General features: G+C 62.3%; 19 protein-coding genes. 14 read left to right on the plus strand and 5 right to left on the minus strand.

All coding sequences use genetic code 11. The annotated features are described in order from the left end of the window. Positions 1-22: 22 nt before the first annotated feature. A complete protein-coding gene (locus MTX36_RS06030) occupies positions 23-1306 on the plus strand; it encodes a M18 family aminopeptidase (RefSeq protein ID WP_243618807.1) in 1284 nt (427 codons plus the stop codon). Here the strand turns inward: MTX36_RS06030 and MTX36_RS06035 are convergent. Further along, positions 1290-2255 (minus strand): Dyp-type peroxidase, encoded by a 966-nt coding sequence (locus tag MTX36_RS06035; protein WP_243618808.1) that lies wholly within the window; start codon positions 2253-2255, stop codon positions 1290-1292. The genes MTX36_RS06030 and MTX36_RS06035 overlap by 17 nt on opposite strands. Positions 2256-2507: 252 nt before the next feature. Here MTX36_RS06035 and purL point away from each other — a divergent pair, with 252 nt between their 5' ends. The 11 genes from purL to purM all read left to right on the plus strand — a co-directional run bounded on the left by purL (position 2508) and on the right by purM (position 13422). Then, positions 2508-4787 (plus strand): phosphoribosylformylglycinamidine synthase subunit PurL, encoded by a 2280-nt coding sequence (gene purL, locus MTX36_RS06040; protein WP_243618809.1) that lies wholly within the window; start codon positions 2508-2510, stop codon positions 4785-4787. A gap of 3 nt (positions 4788-4790) precedes the next feature. After that, on the plus strand, positions 4791-6575 hold the full coding sequence (locus MTX36_RS06045; RefSeq protein WP_243618810.1) for an alpha/beta-hydrolase family protein: 1785 nt from the start codon (positions 4791-4793) through the stop codon (positions 6573-6575). After that, positions 6572-7225: a CPBP family intramembrane glutamic endopeptidase gene (locus tag MTX36_RS06050; protein ID WP_243618811.1), complete on the plus strand. Its 654-nt coding sequence runs from the start codon at positions 6572-6574 to the stop codon at positions 7223-7225. Before MTX36_RS06045 ends, MTX36_RS06050 begins: the two co-directional genes overlap by 4 nt. Next, on the plus strand, positions 7222-7608 hold the full coding sequence (locus MTX36_RS06055) for a sterol carrier family protein (RefSeq protein ID WP_243618812.1): 387 nt from the start codon (positions 7222-7224) through the stop codon (positions 7606-7608). The genes MTX36_RS06050 and MTX36_RS06055 overlap by 4 nt, the downstream gene beginning before the upstream one ends. Positions 7609-7832: 224 nt before the next feature. Beyond that, positions 7833-8219, plus strand: a complete 387-nt coding sequence (locus MTX36_RS06060; protein ID WP_308198197.1) for an LppA family lipoprotein — start codon at positions 7833-7835, stop codon at positions 8217-8219. Then, complete coding sequence (locus MTX36_RS30510; protein ID WP_374230439.1) at positions 8150-8296, plus strand: LppA family lipoprotein; 147 nt, start codon at positions 8150-8152, stop codon at positions 8294-8296. Before MTX36_RS06060 ends, MTX36_RS30510 begins: the two co-directional genes overlap by 70 nt. 117 nt (positions 8297-8413) lie before the next feature. Next, complete coding sequence (purF, locus tag MTX36_RS06065) at positions 8414-9991, plus strand: amidophosphoribosyltransferase (RefSeq protein ID WP_094271238.1); 1578 nt, start codon at positions 8414-8416, stop codon at positions 9989-9991. Positions 9992-10105: 114 nt separating this feature from the next. Then, on the plus strand, positions 10106-10714 hold the full coding sequence (locus tag MTX36_RS06070; protein WP_094274775.1) for an AIM24 family protein: 609 nt from the start codon (positions 10106-10108) through the stop codon (positions 10712-10714). Positions 10715-10717: 3 nt separating this feature from the next. After that, entirely contained in the window at positions 10718-11395 is a 678-nt protein-coding gene (locus tag MTX36_RS06075) for an AIM24 family protein (RefSeq protein ID WP_243618814.1), read from the plus strand. 14 nt (positions 11396-11409) lie between these two features. Continuing rightward, positions 11410-12156, plus strand: coding sequence for an AIM24 family protein (locus MTX36_RS06080; protein ID WP_094271240.1), 747 nt, complete (start codon positions 11410-11412; stop codon positions 12154-12156). Between the two features lie 186 nt (positions 12157-12342). Next, positions 12343-13422 carry a phosphoribosylformylglycinamidine cyclo-ligase gene (gene purM / locus MTX36_RS06085; protein WP_243618815.1) on the plus strand — a complete coding sequence of 360 codons (1080 nt, stop codon included), beginning with the start codon at positions 12343-12345 and terminating at the stop codon, positions 13420-13422. Positions 13423-13596: 174 nt separating this feature from the next. On the opposite strand, the gene MTX36_RS06090 is transcribed toward purM, so the two are convergent. From MTX36_RS06090 to MTX36_RS06105, 4 genes are all read right to left on the minus strand, one after another. Further along, positions 13597-13800: a DUF3073 domain-containing protein gene (locus MTX36_RS06090; protein WP_033233950.1), complete on the minus strand. Its 204-nt coding sequence runs from the start codon at positions 13798-13800 to the stop codon at positions 13597-13599. A 223-nt stretch (positions 13801-14023) separates the two neighbouring features. Next, positions 14024-14977 carry an asparaginase gene (locus MTX36_RS06095; RefSeq protein ID WP_243618816.1) on the minus strand — a complete coding sequence of 318 codons (954 nt, stop codon included), beginning with the start codon at positions 14975-14977 and terminating at the stop codon, positions 14024-14026. Beyond that, positions 14974-15642: an MOSC domain-containing protein gene (locus MTX36_RS06100; RefSeq protein WP_243618817.1), complete on the minus strand. Its 669-nt coding sequence runs from the start codon at positions 15640-15642 to the stop codon at positions 14974-14976. Before MTX36_RS06100 ends, MTX36_RS06095 begins: the two co-directional genes overlap by 4 nt. Further along, positions 15639-16724: a folate-binding protein YgfZ gene (locus MTX36_RS06105; RefSeq protein WP_243618975.1), complete on the minus strand. Its 1086-nt coding sequence runs from the start codon at positions 16722-16724 to the stop codon at positions 15639-15641. Before MTX36_RS06105 ends, MTX36_RS06100 begins: the two co-directional genes overlap by 4 nt. Positions 16725-16838: 114 nt before the next feature. Between MTX36_RS06105 and MTX36_RS06110 the strand changes: the two genes are divergently transcribed. Beyond that, positions 16839-17708 (plus strand): aminodeoxychorismate lyase, encoded by an 870-nt coding sequence (locus MTX36_RS06110; RefSeq protein WP_243618818.1) that lies wholly within the window; start codon positions 16839-16841, stop codon positions 17706-17708. A gap of 146 nt (positions 17709-17854) precedes the next feature. Continuing rightward, positions 17855-19354 (plus strand): cytochrome ubiquinol oxidase subunit I, encoded by a 1500-nt coding sequence (locus MTX36_RS06115; protein ID WP_243618819.1) that lies wholly within the window; start codon positions 17855-17857, stop codon positions 19352-19354. Positions 19355-19361 lie beyond the last annotated feature (7 nt).

Raw genomic sequence — 19361 nt, forward strand, 5'->3', positions numbered from 1 at the left:
GCGGTCGGGCATGATGAAGGGCATGACTTCCTTGACCGGGGCCGATGCCCAAGGACTGTGCAGCTTCGTCGACTCGTCACCGTCTCCTTTCCATGTCTGTGCAACGGTCGCAGCTCAACTGGCCGACAGCGGATTTGTGGAACTGCAGGAAACTGCTGCGTGGCCGGCAAAGCCCGGGCGGTACTACCTGATTCGCGGTGGATCGCTCATTGCCTGGAGCACTGAAGGTGTCGACCCCGCCGCACCGTTCCGGATCGTCGGCGGTCACACCGACAGTCCGAACCTGCGTGTCAAGCAGCATCCTGACCTGACGTCGGCCGGTTGGCAGATGGTTGGTCTCGAACCGTATGGCGGTGCACTTCTGAATTCGTGGCTCGATCGCGACCTCGGGATCTCCGGCCGGTTGAGTGTGCGCGTGGGAAACACAGTGGAGCAGAAGCTGGTTCGGATCGACGACCCGATTCTGCGTGTTCCACAGCTGGCGATCCACCTGTCCGAAGACCGCAAGGGAGTGACGCTCGATCCGCAGCGTCACGTCAACGGAATCTGGGGAGTGGGCAATAGGCCCAAGCCCTTCATCGGGTTTGTCGCGAACCAGGCGGGTGTGCCCGAATCTTCAGTGCTCGGTTGGGAATTGATGACCCATGATCTTGCGCCCAGCATGGTGGTGGGTGTCGATCAGGAGCTCGTCAGTGCGCCCCGGTTGGACAACCAGGGTACGTGTTATGCCGGGACGCAAGCGCTTCTGGCCGCTGCGAAATCCCCGGGGCGTCATGTTCCGGTGCTCGCACTCTTCGATCACGAAGAGGTTGGCAGCATGTCCGATCGCGGGGCCTTCTCCGATCTGCTGAACACCGTGCTCGAACGAATTGTGTTGGGGCGCGGCGGCGGACGCGAAGAATTCCTGCAGGCGATGGCTGGATCTGTGTGCGCGTCGGGTGATATGGCCCATGCCACGCACCCCAACTATCCCGACCGTCACGAGCCGGCCCACCGCATCGAGATCAACGGTGGTCCGGTACTCAAGGTCAACCAGAACCTGCGGTATGCCACCGACGCTGCCGGTGCCGGTGAGTTCGCGTTGGCCTGCGATCAGGCGGGGGTTCCCTTGCAGCGTTATGTGCATCGGGCCGACCTGCCGTGCGGGTCCACCATCGGACCCATCACGGCGTCGCGAACCGGCCTGTCCACAGTGGACGTGGGCGCGCCTCAGCTCGCGATGCATTCCGCTCGCGAGCTGATGGGCGCCGCAGACATACGTATGTATGCCGACGCTCTCGGTGCGTTCCTTACGCCGAGGGGCTAGCGGGAAGCGTCTCGAAGAAGTCGGTGGTCGGTGTGAAGAATATCGACCCCGTCACGGCTGTCGAGAAATCGAGCAGACGGTCGTAGTTGCCGCGAGGGAAACCGAGGAACATGTTCTCGAGCATGCGTTCGGTGATGGCGGGAGTGGCGCAGTAACCGATGAAGAAGGTGCCGATCTCGTCGTCGCCGAGGCGTCCGTAGGGCATGTTGGCGCGCAGGATTTCGAGTGCGTTGCCGTCGTCGTCCTTGATCGCGTTGAGGGCGACGTGTGAATTTGCAGGCTTCACGTCGGACGTCATCTCGATGTCCTCGAGCTTGCTGCGGCCGATCACGTTCTCCTGCTGCTCGATGCTGATTGCCTCCCAATCGCGCATCTTGTGGATGTAGCGCTGGATGTGGACGTAGCTGCCGCCGGCAAACTCGGGATCCTCGTCGCCGACCGTCACAGCGGCAATAGCGTCGCGGCCCGACGGATTCTCGGTGCCGTCCACGAAGCCGATGAGGTCGCGGTTCTCGAAGTACTGGAAGCCGTGCACCTCGTCGACGACGGTTGCCGCGCCGTGCAGTCGCTTCGTGATCTGGCGGGCCACCTCGAAGCAGGCATCCATGCTCATCGCGCGAATGTGAAATAGGAGGTCGCCGGGCGTCGACGGCGCGTGATGGACGTCTCCCTGCAATGCGGTGAACGGCCGCAGCAGCGCCGGACGAGGCCCCGAGAACAAGCGATCCCAGGCGTCCGAACCAATGCTGGTCACGACGTCCAAGCCTGACCCGGGAACACGCAGACCGACCGCTCGCTGCAGGCCCGCGACGTCGGCAAGAAGCTCGCGCGTGGTGCCTTCACCACCGGGATTTACCGTCGCCACCAGGAAAATTGCGGCCGGGGTCAGGGGAGTGGTGACTGACTGAGATTGTGCCGCGACATCAGACTGACGCACATCCTGAGGCATGAAGAACCTTCCATTCTGGGATCGGGCGGAACCGAACTTAGGGTAAAACCGACCGTATTACCGAAACCGTAAACGAGAGTGATCGGACCGGCTTCGCAGGCCTAGCGGTATGAAGGGTGCTGCCGTCTGCGGAAGTGATCCGATATCCCCGATAGACTGTCTTCCGGCACGTTCTTTCGTTGGGCACATTTGTGGTGTCCTGCGGCATTCCGGCTTGCCTCTTGACTCCCGTAGGGAAGGGACCCCTCTCCAGTGTCTGCTCATCAGGTCGATACCGTCACGCACGCATCGGCTGATCCCGATGCCGCTCAGCCGTTCAAGGAGCTTGGGCTCAAGGACGATGAATACGCCCGCATCAAGGAGATCCTGGGTCGCCGTCCCACGGACGCCGAACTGGCGATGTACTCGATCATGTGGAGCGAACACTGCTCCTACAAGTCTTCCAAGGTGCACCTCGGATACTTCGGCGAAACCACCACCGATGAGATGCGCGCCAACATGCTCGCCGGTATCGGCGAGAACGCCGGCGTCGTAGACATCGGCGACGGCTGGGCCGTCACATTCAAGGTCGAGAGCCACAACCACCCGTCGTACGTCGAGCCCTACCAGGGTGCGGCTACCGGAGTCGGCGGCATCGTCCGCGACATCATGGCTATGGGTGCTCGTCCCATCGCGGTCATGGATCAGCTGCGTTTCGGTGCTGCTGACGCCCCCGACACCCGTCGCGTCGTCGACGGTGTCGTGCGCGGCGTCGGTGGATACGGAAACTCCCTCGGTCTGCCCAACATCGGTGGCGAGACCGTTTTCGACGAGTCGTACGCCGGTAACCCACTGGTCAATGCACTTGCTGCAGGCGTCATGCGCGTCGAAGACATGCACTTGGCCTTCGCTTCCGGCGCCGGCAACAAGATCATCCTGTTCGGCGCTCGCACCGGCCTCGACGGCATCGGCGGCGTCTCGGTTCTCGCGTCGGCGACATTCGACGACGACGGTGGCGGACGCAAGAAGCTTCCCGCGGTTCAGGTGGGCGACCCCTTCACCGAGAAGGTGCTCATCGAGTGTTGCCTCGACCTCTACAAGGCCGGCCTCGTTGTCGGTATCCAGGACCTCGGCGGCGCCGGACTGTCCTGCGCCACCTCGGAGCTGGCAGCAGCCGGTGACGGCGGTATGCACATCAACCTCGAACGGGTTCCGATGCGCGCTACCGGCATGACCCCCGCCGAGGTGCTCTCCAGCGAATCGCAGGAGCGCATGTGTGCCGTGGTCACCCCCGAGAACGTCGAGAAGTTCATGGAGGTCTGCAAGAAGTGGGACGTCCTGGCCACCGACATCGGTGAGGTCACCGACGGTGAGCACCTCACCATCTCCTGGCACGGCGAGACAGTCGTCGACGTACCGCCGCGCACCGTTGCTCACGACGGACCGGTCTACCACCGTCCCGTCGAGCGTCCGGCAACCCAGGACTCGCTGATCGCGAACACCACGGCCGGACTGAAGCGCCCGGAGACGAGCGAAGAGCTCGAAGCGACGCTGATGAAGATGATTGCTTCACCGGCGCTGTGCAGCCGTAAGTGGATCACCGAGCAGTACGACCGCTACGTTCGCGGCAACACCGTTCTGGCCGAGAACGCCGACGGCGGCGTCATCCGCATCGACGAGAAGACGGGCCGCGGAATCGCGCTGTCCACCGACGCTTCGGGCCGCTACACCGCGCTCGATCCGTACACGGGCGCCCAGCTCGCTCTCGCCGAGGCTTTCCGCAACGTGGCAGTCACGGGTGCAACGCCGAAGGCTGTCAGTAACTGCCTCAACTTCGGTTCCCCCGAGGATCCGGGCGTCATGTGGCAGTTCCAGCAGGCTGTTCGCGGCCTGGCCGATGGTTGCGCCACGCTCGGCATCCCCGTCACCGGCGGCAACGTCAGCTTCTACAACCAGACCGGTTCCACGGCAATTCTGCCCACCCCGGTGGTTGCAGTGCTCGGCGTGATCGACGACGTTCATCGACGCATCCCGACGGGCCTCGGACTCGAGCCCGGCGAGACGCTGATCCTGCTCGGCGATACTCACGACGAGCTGGACGGTTCCATTTGGTCGCAGGTCGAGCACGGCCACCTCGGTGGCGTGCCGCCCAAGGTTGATCTGGCTCGTGAGCAGCTGCTCGCAGACATCCTGCTGTCGTCGTCGCGTGACGGCCTCGTCACCGCAGCCCACGACCTGTCCGAAGGTGGATTGGCTCAGGCTGTTGTCGAAGCTGCACTGGCCGGCGAAACCGGTTGCCGCATCCTGCTTCCCGAGGGCGCAGATCCGTTTGTCGCACTGTTCTCCGAGTCTTCGGGACGCGTCCTCGTGGCTGTTCCGCGTACCGAGGAAACCCGCTTCACGGGCATGTGCACCGCTCGCGGTTTGCCCTGGACGCGCATCGGCGTTGTCGATGAGGGTAGCGACTCCGTCGAGATCCAGGGTCACTTCTCGGTCACGATGGCCACGCTCCGTGAGGCATTCGAAGGAACGTTGCCGGCCCTTTTCGGGTGATCGATGGTCGATTCCGGAGAACTGACTTCCGCTGACAGCCAGCCGCAGGAATATCACCTGTGGCTGGCTGTTCCGGCATCTCTGGAGAGGTTCGACAATCGCTTCACCGAGTGGGCGTGGGGCCTACTCAAGCTCGATTTCACCGGCATCGCTTTTGCCGCGTTCTTCTTCTGCTGGTCGCTGACTCCGTCACTCCTGCCACGCGATTGGCTGTTCCAAGGCTTGATCGGTGGCATCAACTCGGCAATCGGTTACGGCGTCGGAACTGCCGTGGGCTGGGCCGTGGAGCGGTATCTGCTTCGCGGCCGACGATGGTGGCCGCTGCCTGAACCTGTCCCCACTGCCATCAAGGTGTTTGTTCCGGCCGCATCGATCGTTGCTGCGATCATCATGCTCGTGTACTCGGCCGGATGGCAGCGGGAGATAGCCGCACTGACCGGTGCCGAATCTACGACCACCAGCGGCTATATCCGAACTCTCGGGTTGAGCCTGCTCATCGGTGGCCTGCTCATCTCGATCTGGCGAGTGCTGCACGATCTAGTGAAACTGATTGCCCGCGTACTCATGCAGCGGTTCCGCTGGTCCCGCTCGGTGGCCAACGGGGTCGGCATCGTGGTCGTGACGGTTCTGTTCTTCATGCTTGTCGACGGCGTCCTCGTTCGCGGAATCTATGCCGCCACCAACTCGATCTTCAGTCTGCAGAACTCCACCACTCGCGACGGGGTCGTTGAGCCGCAGGACCCGATGAAATCCGGCAGTCCTGAATCTGTCGCTCCTTGGGACACATTGGGGTTCGAGGGACGCAATTTCGTTTCGCGCGGTCTCGACGCCACGGAACTGACAGCCGCCACGGGTGTTCCGGCACTGGATCCCATCCGTGTGTACGCGGGGCTGGAAAGCGCCGAGGATCCGAACGAACGTATGGATCTGGTGATCAAGGAACTCGAGCGGACCGGCGCTTTTCAGCGCAAGGTTCTGGTCGTCATTCCGACAACGGGCACCGGGTGGGTCAATCCCACAGCGGCACAGGCGATCGAGCTCGTGGGTAACGGTGACACCGCACTTGTCGCCAGCCAGTATTCGTATCTGCCTAGTTGGATCTCGTTTCTCGCGGACCAGGAGAAAGCGCAAGCTGCCGGCCGTCTGCTGATCGAGCGGGTTCACGAAAGATGGCTCCAGGAACCGGAAGTCACCAGGCCCAAGTTTATGGTCTACGGCGAAAGCCTCGGCGTACTGGCTGGTGCCGGCGCGTTCGACACTTTGCAAGCAGCACGCGAAACCGCCGATGGAATCCTGTGGGTCGGCCCGCCCAACGCGACACCGTTGTGGCGCTCGATAGTGGAGCGACGCGACCCTGGTAGTACCGAAGTTGCCCCCGTCTACGCCGACGGCCTGGCTGGAGTCCGGTTCGCGGATCGCCCCGAGGACATTCCGACGGCCGGCATGTCGTGGCCGGATCCTCGCGTGCTATTCATCCAACACCCCTCCGACCCCGTTGTGTGGTGGTCACCGAACCTGATGTTCAACAGGCCGCAATGGCTCACGGAGATACCGGGATTCGACCGATCGCCGTCGATGAAGTGGTTCCCGATCGTCACGTTCTGGCAGGTGTCCGCCGATCTCGGTAATGCTGCCGGAGTTCCCGACGGTCATGGTCACAACTACGGAACCTCCGTACTCGACGGCTGGATCAGTGTCGTTCAACCCGACGGATGGACGGCCGCCGATACCGAGCGCATACGCGATGCGTTGGTGATCGCCGTGAAGTCGGAAGGGCCCGAGAAGTGAAGCCGCTAGTGCTCTCCGCCGCAGCAATCGCGTGGAGCAACGTGGTGCTGCCGGCGTTCGGTTTGTCGCCCAGGGCGAGGGCGGCCGTCAATACTGCCGTGGGGTTGTCGGCTATCGGAATACTGCTTGCACGCGGCTACACCCGCGAAGAGTTGGGACTGGCTCACACCGGCATTCGGGGCGGTGCGCAGTTCGGTGCCAGTGCCGGTGGAGCAGTTGTCGCCGGTTACTCTGTGGCGCTTGCAGTTCCACAGTTGCGGGCAACGCTGGCGGCCGACGAGCGCGCCGACGGTCGTGAGGACTTCCTCGAATGGATCATTCTGCACATCCCGTTCGGCACCGTGCTCTCCGAAGAACTGTTGTTCCGCAGCGCGATGTCCGCAGTGTGGAACCGCGAACTCAGTCTCCCGGCCGCACAGGCGATCCATGCGTTCACCTTCGGAATGTGGCACATTGCTCCGGCCCGCAGCGCCGGCGACAACATCCCCGCAGCAGTGGCATTCACGGGGGCGTCGGCACTGTTGTTCGAGTGGCTGCATCGCCGAGGTGGCAGCGTTCTTGCCCCGGCGCTGCTGCATCTGGCAACCAACGCCGGTGGGGCACTTGCCGTTCGAATTGCAACAGCCAGGCATTCAGGAGTGAATCGATGACACCGCGCCGCAAAGTCGACCCTGCTGAACTGAGGGCTGCACTGCTTGCCGTCGGCCCGTGGCTGAAAGATCCTGAACTGCCGAAGCCGTCCCGAGCAGAACTCGGAGCTGCGGTGAAGATGAGCGCGCGCACCCTCGAGCAGGTTGTGCCGGGATCGAGCGTCGAGGTGCGGGTTCCGCCGTTTGTGGCGGTGCAGTGCATTGAAGGCCCTCGGCACACGCGAGGAACCCCGCCCAACGTCGTCGAAACCGATACTCGCACTTGGTTGCTGATGGTAACCGGACTACTCGAGTTCAACGTCGCGTCCGCTGATGGCCGTGTCGACGCCTCCGGCAGTCGGGCTCCCGAGATCGCGCATTGGCTGCCATTGCTGCGATTGTGAGTTCCGGCTACCAGAGGTTCACTCTCGCCGGGGAAGTGCTTGCTTGCAGCGTCGATGCCGTTGTTCGATCAGCATTGTCGTAGGTGTTCGCTGAAGCGGTCAGAGCTTCCAAAATGTTGGCGACGCTGCGCTGCAACGATTCTCGTTGTTGATCGAGGTAAGTCGAGAAGGAGTCGAAGGCGCCGACTGATCGCTGACGCCAAGCTTTTGTGCACCCCCTGGCAGTGTTGTCTGCCGTTGTCAGTGCGCTGGTTGCATCGTCGAAGCGCCATTTGCCCTCGTTCGAGGAGACGGAGGCGCAGATGACGGATCTGTTGGTGCGGATGGGGGAGGCTGTCGCGAAGATTGCTCCGCAGACCCGTTGGCGCTGGAACCGGGAGCGCAGTCAGGGGGGGATGCAGTATGCCGCATTTGGAAGCAACGGGTTCGTCGGTGGATACGCAGAGCAGGCTTTGGGATGTGCCGATTCCGGAGGAGTTGTGCGCAGTCGTTGGCGGCGGTACGGGAGCTTGCGTCGTCGGCGGGGATTGATCGGCTGGTGGTGCGGGTGGATCTACCGGGGCGTCATGATGTGCAGCTTGTCAGCGATGACGGTCGGCTCGTCCGGATAGGGTCGTTCAAAGCTGCGTCGTTCTCGGCGAATACGGGTTGTCGGTTGCGGGAGGCCGAGCTGGGCGGCGCCCACTGAGGTCGTGGGGAGACTGATCAGTTCGATTCAAGCAAGGTTGCCCTGCGGCGAGGCATCACAAAAAATGCCAGTAGACTGTGTATGCCCCCCAACCCCTGCCCACAAAGGGAGCGCCACGTGACTCGTGCCGATCTTTCGGTCAACAGTCCAAATCTCCTCGCTACGAGCCCGTCCGATGAGGACGAGAACGAGCCCCGCGAAGAATGCGGTGTATTCGGCGTTTGGGCGCCGGGAGAGGATGTGGCGAAGCTCACGTATTATGGTCTGTATGCACTGCAGCACCGTGGTCAGGAAGCTGCCGGCATTGCGGTAGCTGATGGCTCCCAGGTGCTGGTATTCAAGGATCTCGGCCTGGTCAGTCAGGTATTCGATGAGCAGACGCTGGCAGCAATGCCGGGACACGTAGCCATCGGGCATTGCCGTTACTCCACCACCGGGTCCACGACGTGGGAAAACGCGCAGCCGATTTTCCGCACCACGGTTGCGGGCACGGGCATTGCGCTCGGCCACAACGGCAACCTCGTCAACACAGCTGAGCTCGCGAGCCGTACCCGCGCAGCCGGCCTGGTCAACGACAAGCGTCCCAACGCGGCGACGTCGGACTCCGACCTCATCGGTGGACTACTGGCGCACGCTGCCGCAGACCGCACCATCGAGCAGGCTGCGATGGAGTTGCTCCCCACGTTGAAGGGCGCGTTCTGCCTCACCTTCATGGACGAGAACACCCTGTACGCAGCGCGTGATCCGCACGGTGTCCGCCCGCTCTGCCTCGGTCGCCTCGATCGCGGCTGGGTCGTCGCCAGCGAAACCGCAGCTCTCGACATCGTCGGCGCGTCCTTCGTTCGTGACATCGAGCCCGGTGAACTGCTCGCCATCGATGCCGATGGTGTCCGTTCCTCGCGCTTCTCCAATCCCACGCCTAAGGGTTGTGTATTCGAGTACGTCTACCTGGCTCGCCCCGACAGCGTTATCGGTGGACGTTCCGTTCACTCGACTCGCGTCGAGATCGGCCGTCTGCTCGCCACGGAACATCCCGCTGAGGGCGACCTGGTGATCCCCGTTCCCGAGTCAGGCACCCCGGCTGCTGTCGGTTATGCCCAAGGATCCGGCATTCCTTACGGCCAGGGTTTGATGAAGAACGCCTACGTCGGCCGTACCTTCATTCAGCCGTCGCAGACCATCCGTCAGCTCGGTATCCGGCTCAAGCTCAACCCGCTGAAGGAAGTTATTCGCGGGAAACGTCTTGTGGTGGTGGATGATTCGATCGTCCGCGGAAATACGCAGCGTGCTCTCATTCGGATGCTTCGGGAAGCCGGTGCACTCGAGATTCACGTCCGCATCGCGTCGCCGCCGGTCAAGTGGCCCTGCTTCTACGGCATCGACTTCGCCTCGCCGGCAGAGTTGATCGCAAACGGAGCGGGCGGGCAGACCAGCACGTTCGAGGAAATGCTCGAAGGCGTTCGTCGTTCGATCGGCGCGGACACCCTCGGATATATCTCCACCGAGGGCATGATCGCCGCCACCGAGCAGCCTGAGACGCGACTGTGCACGGCGTGTTTCACTGGCTCGTACCCCATCGAGCTTCCGCACGAATCCGCGATCGGCAAGAACGTCCTCGAAGGAATGCTCGAGAGCGCAGCGGGCTCGACCGCAACTCGTGAAAACGACAATGCGAGCGCACTCAGCCGTCCCTGATTTACTGATTTAAGACAATCTGCCGTCCGCCGGGTGTGGGCGGCAGATTTTGTCTTTCTCACTACAACGTCTGTCGCAGACATCTGGCATAGTGCCCTCGTGGCGCAATTGAGAATGGATGGGCATCGGGTCCTGGTCGCAGACCTGATGGGGGACACCATCAAAGCGATCAGCGGATCAATGGTGGCGTACGAGGGTGCAGTCACCTTCAAGAATGCCGGCATGGGCGGAGGTGGCGGGCTCCGAGCCGCGCTGAAGCAGAAGGCCGCCGGTGAATCGCTGTCTCTGATGGAAGTCAGTGGACAGGGCACCGTGTACTTCGCCGTCGATGCCCAGGACATCACGATCATCGAACTCAGCAACGACGCCTTGCACGTCGAATCGTCGCAACTGCTCGCTCTGGCGGGCCAACTGCGCACCGACGTGAAATTTGCAGGCTTGCGCGGCGCAGGCTCGGGACAGGGACTGTTCACGACGGTAGTCAGCGGCAGTGGGATGGTCGCGCTGCTGTCGAAGGGCGGACCGATTATCGCCCTCGAAGTGAGCCCGCAGTATCCGCTCGTCGCCGATCCCGACGCTTTTGTCGCGCATCGTGGCCAGCTGAATCAGAGCTTCGTCACCGACGTCACGTGGCGGTCCGCGATCGGCGGTGGCAGCGGTGAAGCGTTCTCACTGCGCTTCGACGGATCCGGCGTCGTCTACATCCAGCCCGAGGAGCGCTGACCCATGCCTTTGGACCAAGTGAACAGCAAGGTCGTGAAGTCGACGCTCAGCCCGGGACAGAACGTGCTGGCTCGAACCGGATCGATGCTCTACTACACCGGCGACGTCCGATTCATCCCGCACAGCATGGGCGGTGGCCCTGGTGCGATGCCCAACATGGGTGGCATGGCGGGAATGGCCGGACGGATGATGTCCGGGGAACGCGCACACATGATGGCCGCAGAGGGACAGGGCGAGGTCTTCTACGGACATGCCGGCCTCTACGTCGACGTCATCCACCTCGACGGTTCCTCGATGCTCACGGTCGAAGCCGATCGCCTCCTTGCACATGACGCCTACCTGCAAAGCTCCGTCGTCGCGCTGAGTTCGCAAGGTGGGGTGCGCGGCGTTGTCCGAGGAGCGATGACAGGTCAAGGACTCTTCACGACGCAACTGCACGGTCAAGGAAGCGTCGCGGTGCTCTCGCACGGTGGCGCGATCCCGTTGCAGGTCGGCCCCAACAACCCTCAGGTCGTCGTGGATCCTCAGGCTTACGTCTGCCACATCGGGCAGATCAACGTCGACATCTCGGCAAACGTCGGCTGGCGCGAAGCCGTCGGCAAGGGCTCGGGGGAGTCCATTCAGTTGAAGATGACCGGAACAGGCACGGTCTGGGTTCAGGCGTCCGAGAAGAAGTTCTGAGAGGGAGAAATCGAATGGGTATCGAAATTCACAATCCAGCGACTCTGCCTGCCAACGACAACGTCCCGGGCAACGATTACGCCTTCTGTGTCGAACTTGCGGGGCAGCCGTGGTTCACGTCAAAAGGCGCGATGATCGCGTACTACGGGAACATCAATTTCGAGCCGCTGGGACGCACCAGTATGGCCGCGATCGTGGCCGCCAGATTCTCCTCGCCGCTCTACGCCGACGACTGGGTGCTTGCGCAGGGGCAGGGAAAATTGATCCTCGGGGACCGCGGATTCAACATCAATTCCTACGACCTCGACGACGGAAATCTCACGATCCGCGCGGCGAATCTCCTTGCGTTCGAAACCGGCCTCGAACTCAAACAATCCATCGTGCCAGGCTTTTTGACGCTGTTGGGCACCGGAAAGTTCTTGGCGTCGTCCAACGGGCCAGTCATGTTCGCGGAGCCCCCGCTGCGTATTGATCCGCAAGCGCTAGTCGGTTGGGCCGACTGCCCGTCGCCGTCCCACCACTTCGATGCGGACTGGATGCAGAGCTTCCTGGGATCCGTCCGAGGGACCATGTTCGGTGCCAATACCGGTGAAGAGAAGCAGTTCGATTTCACCGGTTCCGGGACTGTGCTGATCCAGTCGAGTGAGAAGGTCGTCAACGACGGGCACCTCCTCAAACACATCCAATCGGAGACTGTCGCGCTCGGACAGAACAGTCTGCGGGCACTACATTCCTCGATCGGTGCGCAGCTCCAGAACTGAGGTCGATCGGCCGCGAGGTCTCGTCAGCGGCCTCAGTCCGGTAGCGTAAGGGCGTAATCGTCGGTATTTGTGTGCGCTGAGGACTCGAGTCGAGCCTCTTGGTGCGTCACGAGGGTTACACAACACATACCTGTGCACGAACAAAAAACGTGCTCGCGAGAAATACAAGGCTGGAGTAGTAATCCGATGACCGAGGACAGTCACCGCACAGCAGGCGCCTCCTATGCAGCAGCAGGAGTCGATATCGCCGCCGGAGACCGGGCGGTGGAACTCTTCGCCCCGATGGCCAAGAAGGCCAGCCGCCCCGAGGTCATGGGCGGCCTCGGCGGATTCGCCGGATTGTTCTCGCTCAAGGGTGACTACAAGGAGCCCTTGCTCGCAGCCTCCACCGACGGCGTCGGAACCAAGCTGGCCGTCGCGCAGGCGATGGACAAGCACGACACCGTCGGACTCGACCTCGTCGCCATGGTTGTCGACGACCTCGTCGTGTGTGGTGCCGAGCCGCTGTTCCTTCAGGACTACATCGCAGTCGGACGTGTTATCCCCGAGCGCGTTGCCGAAATCGTCGGCGGCATCGCTGAAGGTTGCATCCAGGCCGGCTGCGCACTCCTCGGTGGCGAGACTGCCGAGCATCCCGGCATCATGGCCGACGGTGACTACGACCTCTCCGCCACCGGCGTTGGCGTCGTAGAAGCAGAGAAGCTGCTCGGACCGGACCGCGTCCGTCCCGGTGACGTTGTTATCGCGATGGGATCGTCGGGACTGCACTCCAACGGTTATTCGCTGGCACGCAAGGTTCTCCTCGAGATCGACCGCATGAACCTGAACGCTCACGTCGACGAGTTCAGTCGCACCCTGGGTGAAGAACTTCTCGAGCCCACCAAGATCTACGCCAAGGATTGCCTCGCGCTCGCAGCCGAGACCGACGTGCGCACCTTCTGCCACGTCACCGGTGGCGGACTCGCGAACAACCTCGCGCGCGTCATGCCCAAGGGCCTCGTCGCAGAGCTCGATCGCGGCACCTGGAGCCCGGCTCCTATCTTCGCGATGATCGCGCAGCGCGGACGTGTCGAGCGCGCCGAGATGGAGCAGACCTTCAACATGGGCGTCGGCATGGTCGCCGTCGTGGCTCCGGAGGACGTCGATCGTGCACTGGCTGTGCTCACCGCACGCCACATCGACTGCTGGACGCTGGGAAGCATCAAGAAGGCTTCGGACGTCGCTGCAGAGCGCGCGTTCCTGGCCGGAGATCACCCGCGCTTCTAAGTCCTGCGCTTCTAAGCCGCAGAACATAACAAGCTGCCCCGCCGGATTCGATCCGGCGGGGCAGTTTTGTCTGTGAGCTAAAGCTGGTCCACCGCGCGTGAACAGGAACGCAAAAATGAGGAAGAGCGCTCAGCTCTTCCTCATTTTACAGTCTGCGCAATTGGCAGTGCGCGGTCAACGCCGCCAGTCGTCGTAGTCGTCCTCTCGCGAATGCCCTTCCCTATCGGAAGTCTGGTCCGATCGGACACTGCTCCGATGCGAGTTGGTCGATCCACCTGCGAGCTCTCGTTGCAGGCTATCGAAATCCGTGGTCGGTACGCTGTACTTCAATTCGCGTGCAACCTTGGTCTGCTTTGCCTTAGCCCGGCCGCGGCCCATGGCTGACCCCCTCGCGCTTTCGCGGGGCGGCCTGGGGAATTTGGCGGCCCCGTTTGAGTGTGTAAGTTTCCTGACACACACTCTAGCCTGGAAAAGGTTCTTCCGCTTCCACGAGGGGGCCGTCGACGTGTCTGTTTGCTCTCACTATGCCCGCGAGCTGCCAGGATGCTGAGAGAAGTGCCCAGAACTTTGTTAGAACTGCGCAAAAGTTTCCGAAAACTACTCAGAAGTTTCCTGAAATCGCTCGAATCGTGCCTACTCGGGCATCCCCGCCGAACACCGGAGCTGACGCGAGTGCGGCCAACTCCTCGGTCCAGTCGGTGTCCATCCGTTTGAGCAGAGCGGTCGCCAACGGTAGGAGCGCACGCTCGTGGCCGTCGTCGATCTTGAGGGCAAACGCAGAACCGTCGGGGAGTGCTCCCGCGTAGATCCCGTCGTATCCGGTTTTGCTGAAGAGCCCGGGGACTGCTGACATCAATCGCTGATCGTTGCGCCCGGTTCCGGAGACGAGAAACGGGTTGGCGCGAACGGCGTCGGCTACCGCGCGCTCCGGTGAGTCCGGTGCGGCGGAGGGCAGGCGTCCGAACGCCCGAGCCAGATTCGTGAGCGAGAGCGGCACGATCGGAAGACCGCACCCGTCGATTCCGAGTTCCTGTTCCTCTTCGCCGCTGAGATCGAAGATCGTTTCTGCGATCGCGAGCTGAAGGGGGTGGGTGGGCTCCATGTACGTCTCGAGGGGCCAGTCGTTCACGACGCACGTGGCGAGCATCGCCGAGTGCTTGCCCGAGCACGTCATGTAGATCTGGCTGGGGAGCTCTCCGGCCGCGATCATTTCCGCGCGAGCGAGTTCGTTTCCCGGAAGATCCGACGGGCACTGCAACTGATCGACGGTGAGTTCGTAGCGATCAAGGAGCGCCGCGACGAGTTCGATGTGATCGGCTTCGCCGGCGTGAGACGACGCCGCAACGGCCAGTTCTTCGGGACTGATGGGCTCGAATCCGTTGCGCAAGGCGGCGACGGCCTGCAGCGGTTTGTTCGCCGATCGCGGGTAAATGGGGGTGTGTACTTCGCCGACAGCGGCAATGACGTCGCCGCTACCGTCGAGGATGACGGCTGATCCACGGTGCACGCACTCACGGAATCCGGAGCGGACAACTTCCACCAGTTCGACGCTCACGAATGCACCTGTGTTTCCGCTCGTTCGATGTGTTTGACGATTCGTTCATGCACATTCGGCGCAAGATCTTGGTGATCGCCGAGCAGGCTGCGCAGCCTGTCCGGATGAGCTCCCGTGAAGACATCTCGGACCGTGGCTCGGTGGCTGGGCACGTGGACTCGGGTGACGGTGTCGCCGGCTGCGATGGTGCCCGTTCGGTTCACCCGCAGATAGGCACCCACGTCGGACTGCTCGGTGAACCGTTTCACGAAGCCCTTTTCGCCCGACCAGAGTCCGAAAGTGCCGCACGGCACCCGCGGCCCGGTGACCTCGAGCTCCAGCACATCCGACGAGTCGGGCCCACTGATCTGCCAGCGCTCACCGATGACGGCGTCGGAAACGTCCAGGCCGCTGATGTGGAGGTTCTCACCGAACCAGCCGGGGTCGAGGGGTCGGCCCAATTCCGTGGACCAGCGTTTCGCTTCGGCACTCGCGTAGGCGTACACAGCTTGATACGGGCCGCCGTGAAATTCGGTATCGCATACGTGGTCGCCGCCCAGGCCGAGTCGACCCACCGGGACGCGGCCGTCGACGGGACGTTTGTCGATGGCGGTTCGGGTGACGCGTTTGACGCCGCTGTCACGCTCGGCAAACACGACGCACACGGCGTCGACGGTGGCCGTCATTTCCCGCGCAATCGGTTGACGGCTTCACGACCTGCCTGCGGAGCGTTGTCGTCGACGATCGAATCCGGATCGATGGACGCTGCGCTGGGGCCGGCGACCAGTTCGGTGTCGGCGGGGACGTTGCGTTTGATCAGGGCCAGCGCGATCGGTCCGAGTTCGTGATGGTTGACGACGGTGCCGACGCGGCCCACTGTGCGGCCACCCGCGGTGATGGGATCGCCGGGTTCGGGCAGAGCCTCGGCGCTGCCGTCGAGGTGCAGGATGACGAGGTGCCGCGGAGGCTTGCCGAGGTTGTGTACGCGGGCGACGGTTTCCTGACCGCGGTAGCAACCCTTCTCGAGGTGCACGGCACCGTGTTCGTCGGGTCCGCCGATCCATCGGACCTCGTGCGGAATGGTCTTCTCGTCGGTGTCGAGTCCGATGCGGGGGCGTGCTGCTTCGACGCGGAGGGCTTCGAAGGCCCAGCTTCCGGCCGGCTTGGCACCGGCGTCGGTCAGCGTTTTCCACCACGTCGTCAACTGCTCGCGTGGAACGAGGAGATCGAAGGAGTCCTCGGTCGGCCACGGCATGCGGCGGATGAACCCTCCGCCGGGGAGGGCGACGGCGTCGTAGACATCCGCAGGAACCGATGCCGCGGCCTTCTCCAGGACTGATGTCGATTCGGGGCCGAGGAGGCTCAGTACCGACAATTCATTGCCGTCGCGAGGTTCGGCCTTGGACCAGAACACCATCTTCTTCAGGAAGGACAGGAAATCGGGGCCACGATCGGCTTCGGTGTCGATCCAGGTAACGCCGTCGAGGTCTGTCTGGACGAAGTGATGTTCGACGCGACCGTTGATGTCGAGGCTGAGATTTTCTGCGCTCTTCCCGTCGGGGAGGGCGGAGATGTGCTGGCTGGAGATGGTGTGCAGCCAGGTGAGGCGTTCTTCGCCGGAAATGGCGATGACAAATCGATGGCTGCGATCGACGATCACCGCGGCACGTCCCGCAGTTCTTTGTTCACCGAGTGGATCGCCGTGATGCCAGGCGACCCCGACGTCGACCGATCCGTCCGGGGCGGGCACCGCACCGGGGGAGGTCATGAGTGGACTGTTGGGCACAAGAGCGTTGTCGACCACGTCATCAGTCTAGGAGTGTGGGTGGCCTTGCGGTTCAATGCGGGCAGAGATAGCGGTTCCGGTCGTTAGTGTTGAGGTATGTCTGATCGCGTATTGGTAACTCTCGACCATGAGGTGCTCGATGCTGACGCACCTTTTCTACATGCCGACGACCTTGCCGTCGTGCGAGGCGACGGGGTCTTCGAGACGTTGTTGGTTCGTGGTGGGCGCGCACGGGTGGTCGAGGCGCACCTGAGCCGACTGGCGCTCAGTGCCGAGGCATTGGGCTTGCCGGCGCCGGTTCTGGACGACTGGCGTCTGGCGATCGAGATCGCAATCGAGGAGTGGGGGAGCGAGAAGGAAGGCGCGTTGCGTCTGGTTCTCACTCGGGGGCGTGAGAGCGGGGACAAGCCGACGGCCTTCGTGATGGTGGGCCCGGTGGCTGATCGAGTTCGGCAGGTCCGTGAGTCGGGTCTGTCGGTGATCACTCTCGAGCGCGGATACTCGGTCGATTTGTCGGCGCGGGCGCCGTGGCAACTGCTGGGGGCGAAGACCTTGTCCTACGCAACCAACATGGCTGCATTGCGCTACGCCGCCAATTTGGGTGCGGACGATGTGATTTTTGTCAGTTCGGAGGGAAATGTCCTGGAAGGCCCGCGCTCGACGGTGGTGGTCTTGCGGGACAGGACATTAATCACACCGCCGCCGGCTCAGGGCATCTTGATGGGTACGACGCAGCGTGCCCTGTTCGACGTGGCGGGTAGCGCGCGCTTCGATTGTCGCTACGAAACGCTGCGACCTGCAGATTTGATTGCGGCGGACGGGGTGTGGATGGTTTCGAGCGTCACCCTGGCTGCGCGCGTTCATACACTTGACGGCTTCACTTTGCCAGGGACCAAAGTCGCTGATGAGTTTGCAAAATTGGTTGAACGGGCAATCGGTTCCGATTTGACCGATTTGAGCGAATAGGAAACCGGACAGGTCTCTACTACGTTAGGTAGTAGCAAAGTCCTGCGGTCCAATCCGGACAGCAGTACCGTGTCCGCAGGGGCCGAGCGAATGCCCGCGTCTCGATCCCCGAAGCCTGTCCCAGGGCCCTACTCTCGGAGTAGCCAATGGATACTTTGGACGTCTCCCGGTGGCAGTTCGGTATCACTACCGTCTACCACTTCATCCTTGTTCCGCTGACCATCGGACTTGCTCCGATGATCGCGTTCATGCAGACCATGTGGGTCGTCACCAAGAAAGACCATTGGTACCGACTCACCAAGTTCTTCGGCAAACTTTTCCTCATCAACTTTGCACTCGGTGTTGCTACCGGCATCGTGCAGGAGTTCCAGTTCGGAATGAACTGGAGTGAGTACTCCCGATTCGTCGGCGATGTATTCGGTGCGCCCCTTGCTCTTGAAGGACTCGTCGCCTTCTTCCTCGAATCCGTCTTCATCGGGCTGTGGATTTTCGGTTGGGGGAAGCTACCCAAATTGGTTCACCTGGCAACGATTTGGCTCGTTGCGATCGGTGTCAACGCGTCGGCCTTCTTCATTATCGCGGCCAACTCGTTCATGCAGCACCCCGTCGGAGCTGAATACAACCCGGAGACGGGTCGCGCCGAGCTGACAAGCATCTGGGCGTTGTTGACCAACAACACTGCGCTCGCGGCATTCCCACACGCTGTAGCCGGCGCCTTTCTGACAGCAGGCACCTTCGTAGCGGGAATCTGTGGTTGGTGGATGGTGCGAAACATGCGCCGCGCCAAGACGGCAGGGCCCGCAGAGGCCACGAAACTCGAGTCCGACGCACGGACGATGTACCGTCCGGGCACTCGGTTCGCCTTGATCGTCATGATCTTCGCCGGTATCGGAGTCATTTATACCGGTGACGTGCAGGCCAAGCTGATGTTCCAGCAGCAACCGATGAAGATGGCGTCGGCAGAGTCGTTGTGCGACACCGAGATGGATCCGTCATTCTCGATTCTCACGATCGGTACTCACAACAACTGTGACGGCGTAACCCACGTCCTCAAGGTGCCTGGCGTGTTGTCGTATTTGGCTGAAGGCAAGTTCAGTGGTGTCGAACTCCAAGGCGTCAACCAGTTGCAGGAACAGGCCGAGCAGGACTTCGGCCCTGGCAACTACCGACCGAATCTCTTTGTCACGTACTGGTCTTTCCGTGCGATGATCGGCCTCGCCGCAGGTTCGGCAGCTTTGGCACTTGCCGGACTGTGGGTGACTCGCCGAGGTCGTGTCCCGGATCAGAAATGGTTCGGCATCCTCAGCATCGTCGCGATACCCACACCGTTCCTCGCGAACAGTGCCGGCTGGATTTTCACCGAAATGGGCCGCCAACCCTGGGTGGTGCATCCCAACCCGACCGGTGTGGACATGATCAGACTGACTGTCGATCAAGGTGTTTCGAACCATGCGTCGGCAACTGTCTGGGCCTCGCTGATCACCTTCACGCTTCTGTACGGCGCGTTGGGGGTCGTCTGGTTCAAGCTGATCGTGCGATACGCCAAGGAAGGCCCGCTGGAGCACGACATGCATCCGCCGGGAGATGCCGATCATGACGAGTCGGAAGATCCGGACAACCCCAAACAACTGTCGTTCGCGTACTAGGAGGCGA

Source organism: Rhodococcus sp. ARC_M6 (assembly GCF_022810305.1).
In the GTDB taxonomy this organism is placed as follows: domain Bacteria; phylum Actinomycetota; class Actinomycetes; order Mycobacteriales; family Mycobacteriaceae; genus Rhodococcus_F.

Excerpts from the sequence above, each read along its gene's own strand:
- MTX36_RS06080 (WP_094271240.1), top strand. The coding sequence starts at position 11,410 with ATGGGTATCGAAATTCACAATCCAGCGACTCTGCCTGCCAACGACAAC.
- MTX36_RS06030 (WP_243618807.1), top strand. The coding sequence starts at position 23 with ATGACTTCCTTGACCGGGGCCGATGCCCAAGGACTGTGCAGCTTCGTC.
- MTX36_RS06035 (WP_243618808.1), bottom strand. The coding sequence starts at position 2,255 with ATGCCTCAGGATGTGCGTCAGTCTGATGTCGCGGCACAATCTCAGTCA.
- MTX36_RS06075 (WP_243618814.1), top strand. The coding sequence starts at position 10,718 with ATGCCTTTGGACCAAGTGAACAGCAAGGTCGTGAAGTCGACGCTCAGC.
- MTX36_RS06110 (WP_243618818.1), top strand. The coding sequence starts at position 16,839 with ATGTCTGATCGCGTATTGGTAACTCTCGACCATGAGGTGCTCGATGCT.
- MTX36_RS06090 (WP_033233950.1), bottom strand. The coding sequence starts at position 13,800 with ATGGGCCGCGGCCGGGCTAAGGCAAAGCAGACCAAGGTTGCACGCGAA.
- MTX36_RS06100 (WP_243618817.1), bottom strand. The coding sequence starts at position 15,642 with ATGACGGCCACCGTCGACGCCGTGTGCGTCGTGTTTGCCGAGCGTGAC.
- MTX36_RS06055 (WP_243618812.1), top strand. The coding sequence starts at position 7,222 with ATGACACCGCGCCGCAAAGTCGACCCTGCTGAACTGAGGGCTGCACTG.
- MTX36_RS06045 (WP_243618810.1), top strand. The coding sequence starts at position 4,791 with ATGGTCGATTCCGGAGAACTGACTTCCGCTGACAGCCAGCCGCAGGAA.
- purM (WP_243618815.1), top strand. The coding sequence starts at position 12,343 with ATGACCGAGGACAGTCACCGCACAGCAGGCGCCTCCTATGCAGCAGCA.
- MTX36_RS06070 (WP_094274775.1), top strand. The coding sequence starts at position 10,106 with ATGGATGGGCATCGGGTCCTGGTCGCAGACCTGATGGGGGACACCATC.
- MTX36_RS06115 (WP_243618819.1), top strand. The coding sequence starts at position 17,855 with ATGGATACTTTGGACGTCTCCCGGTGGCAGTTCGGTATCACTACCGTC.
- MTX36_RS06105 (WP_243618975.1), bottom strand. The coding sequence starts at position 16,724 with ATGACCTCCCCCGGTGCGGTGCCCGCCCCGGACGGATCGGTCGACGTC.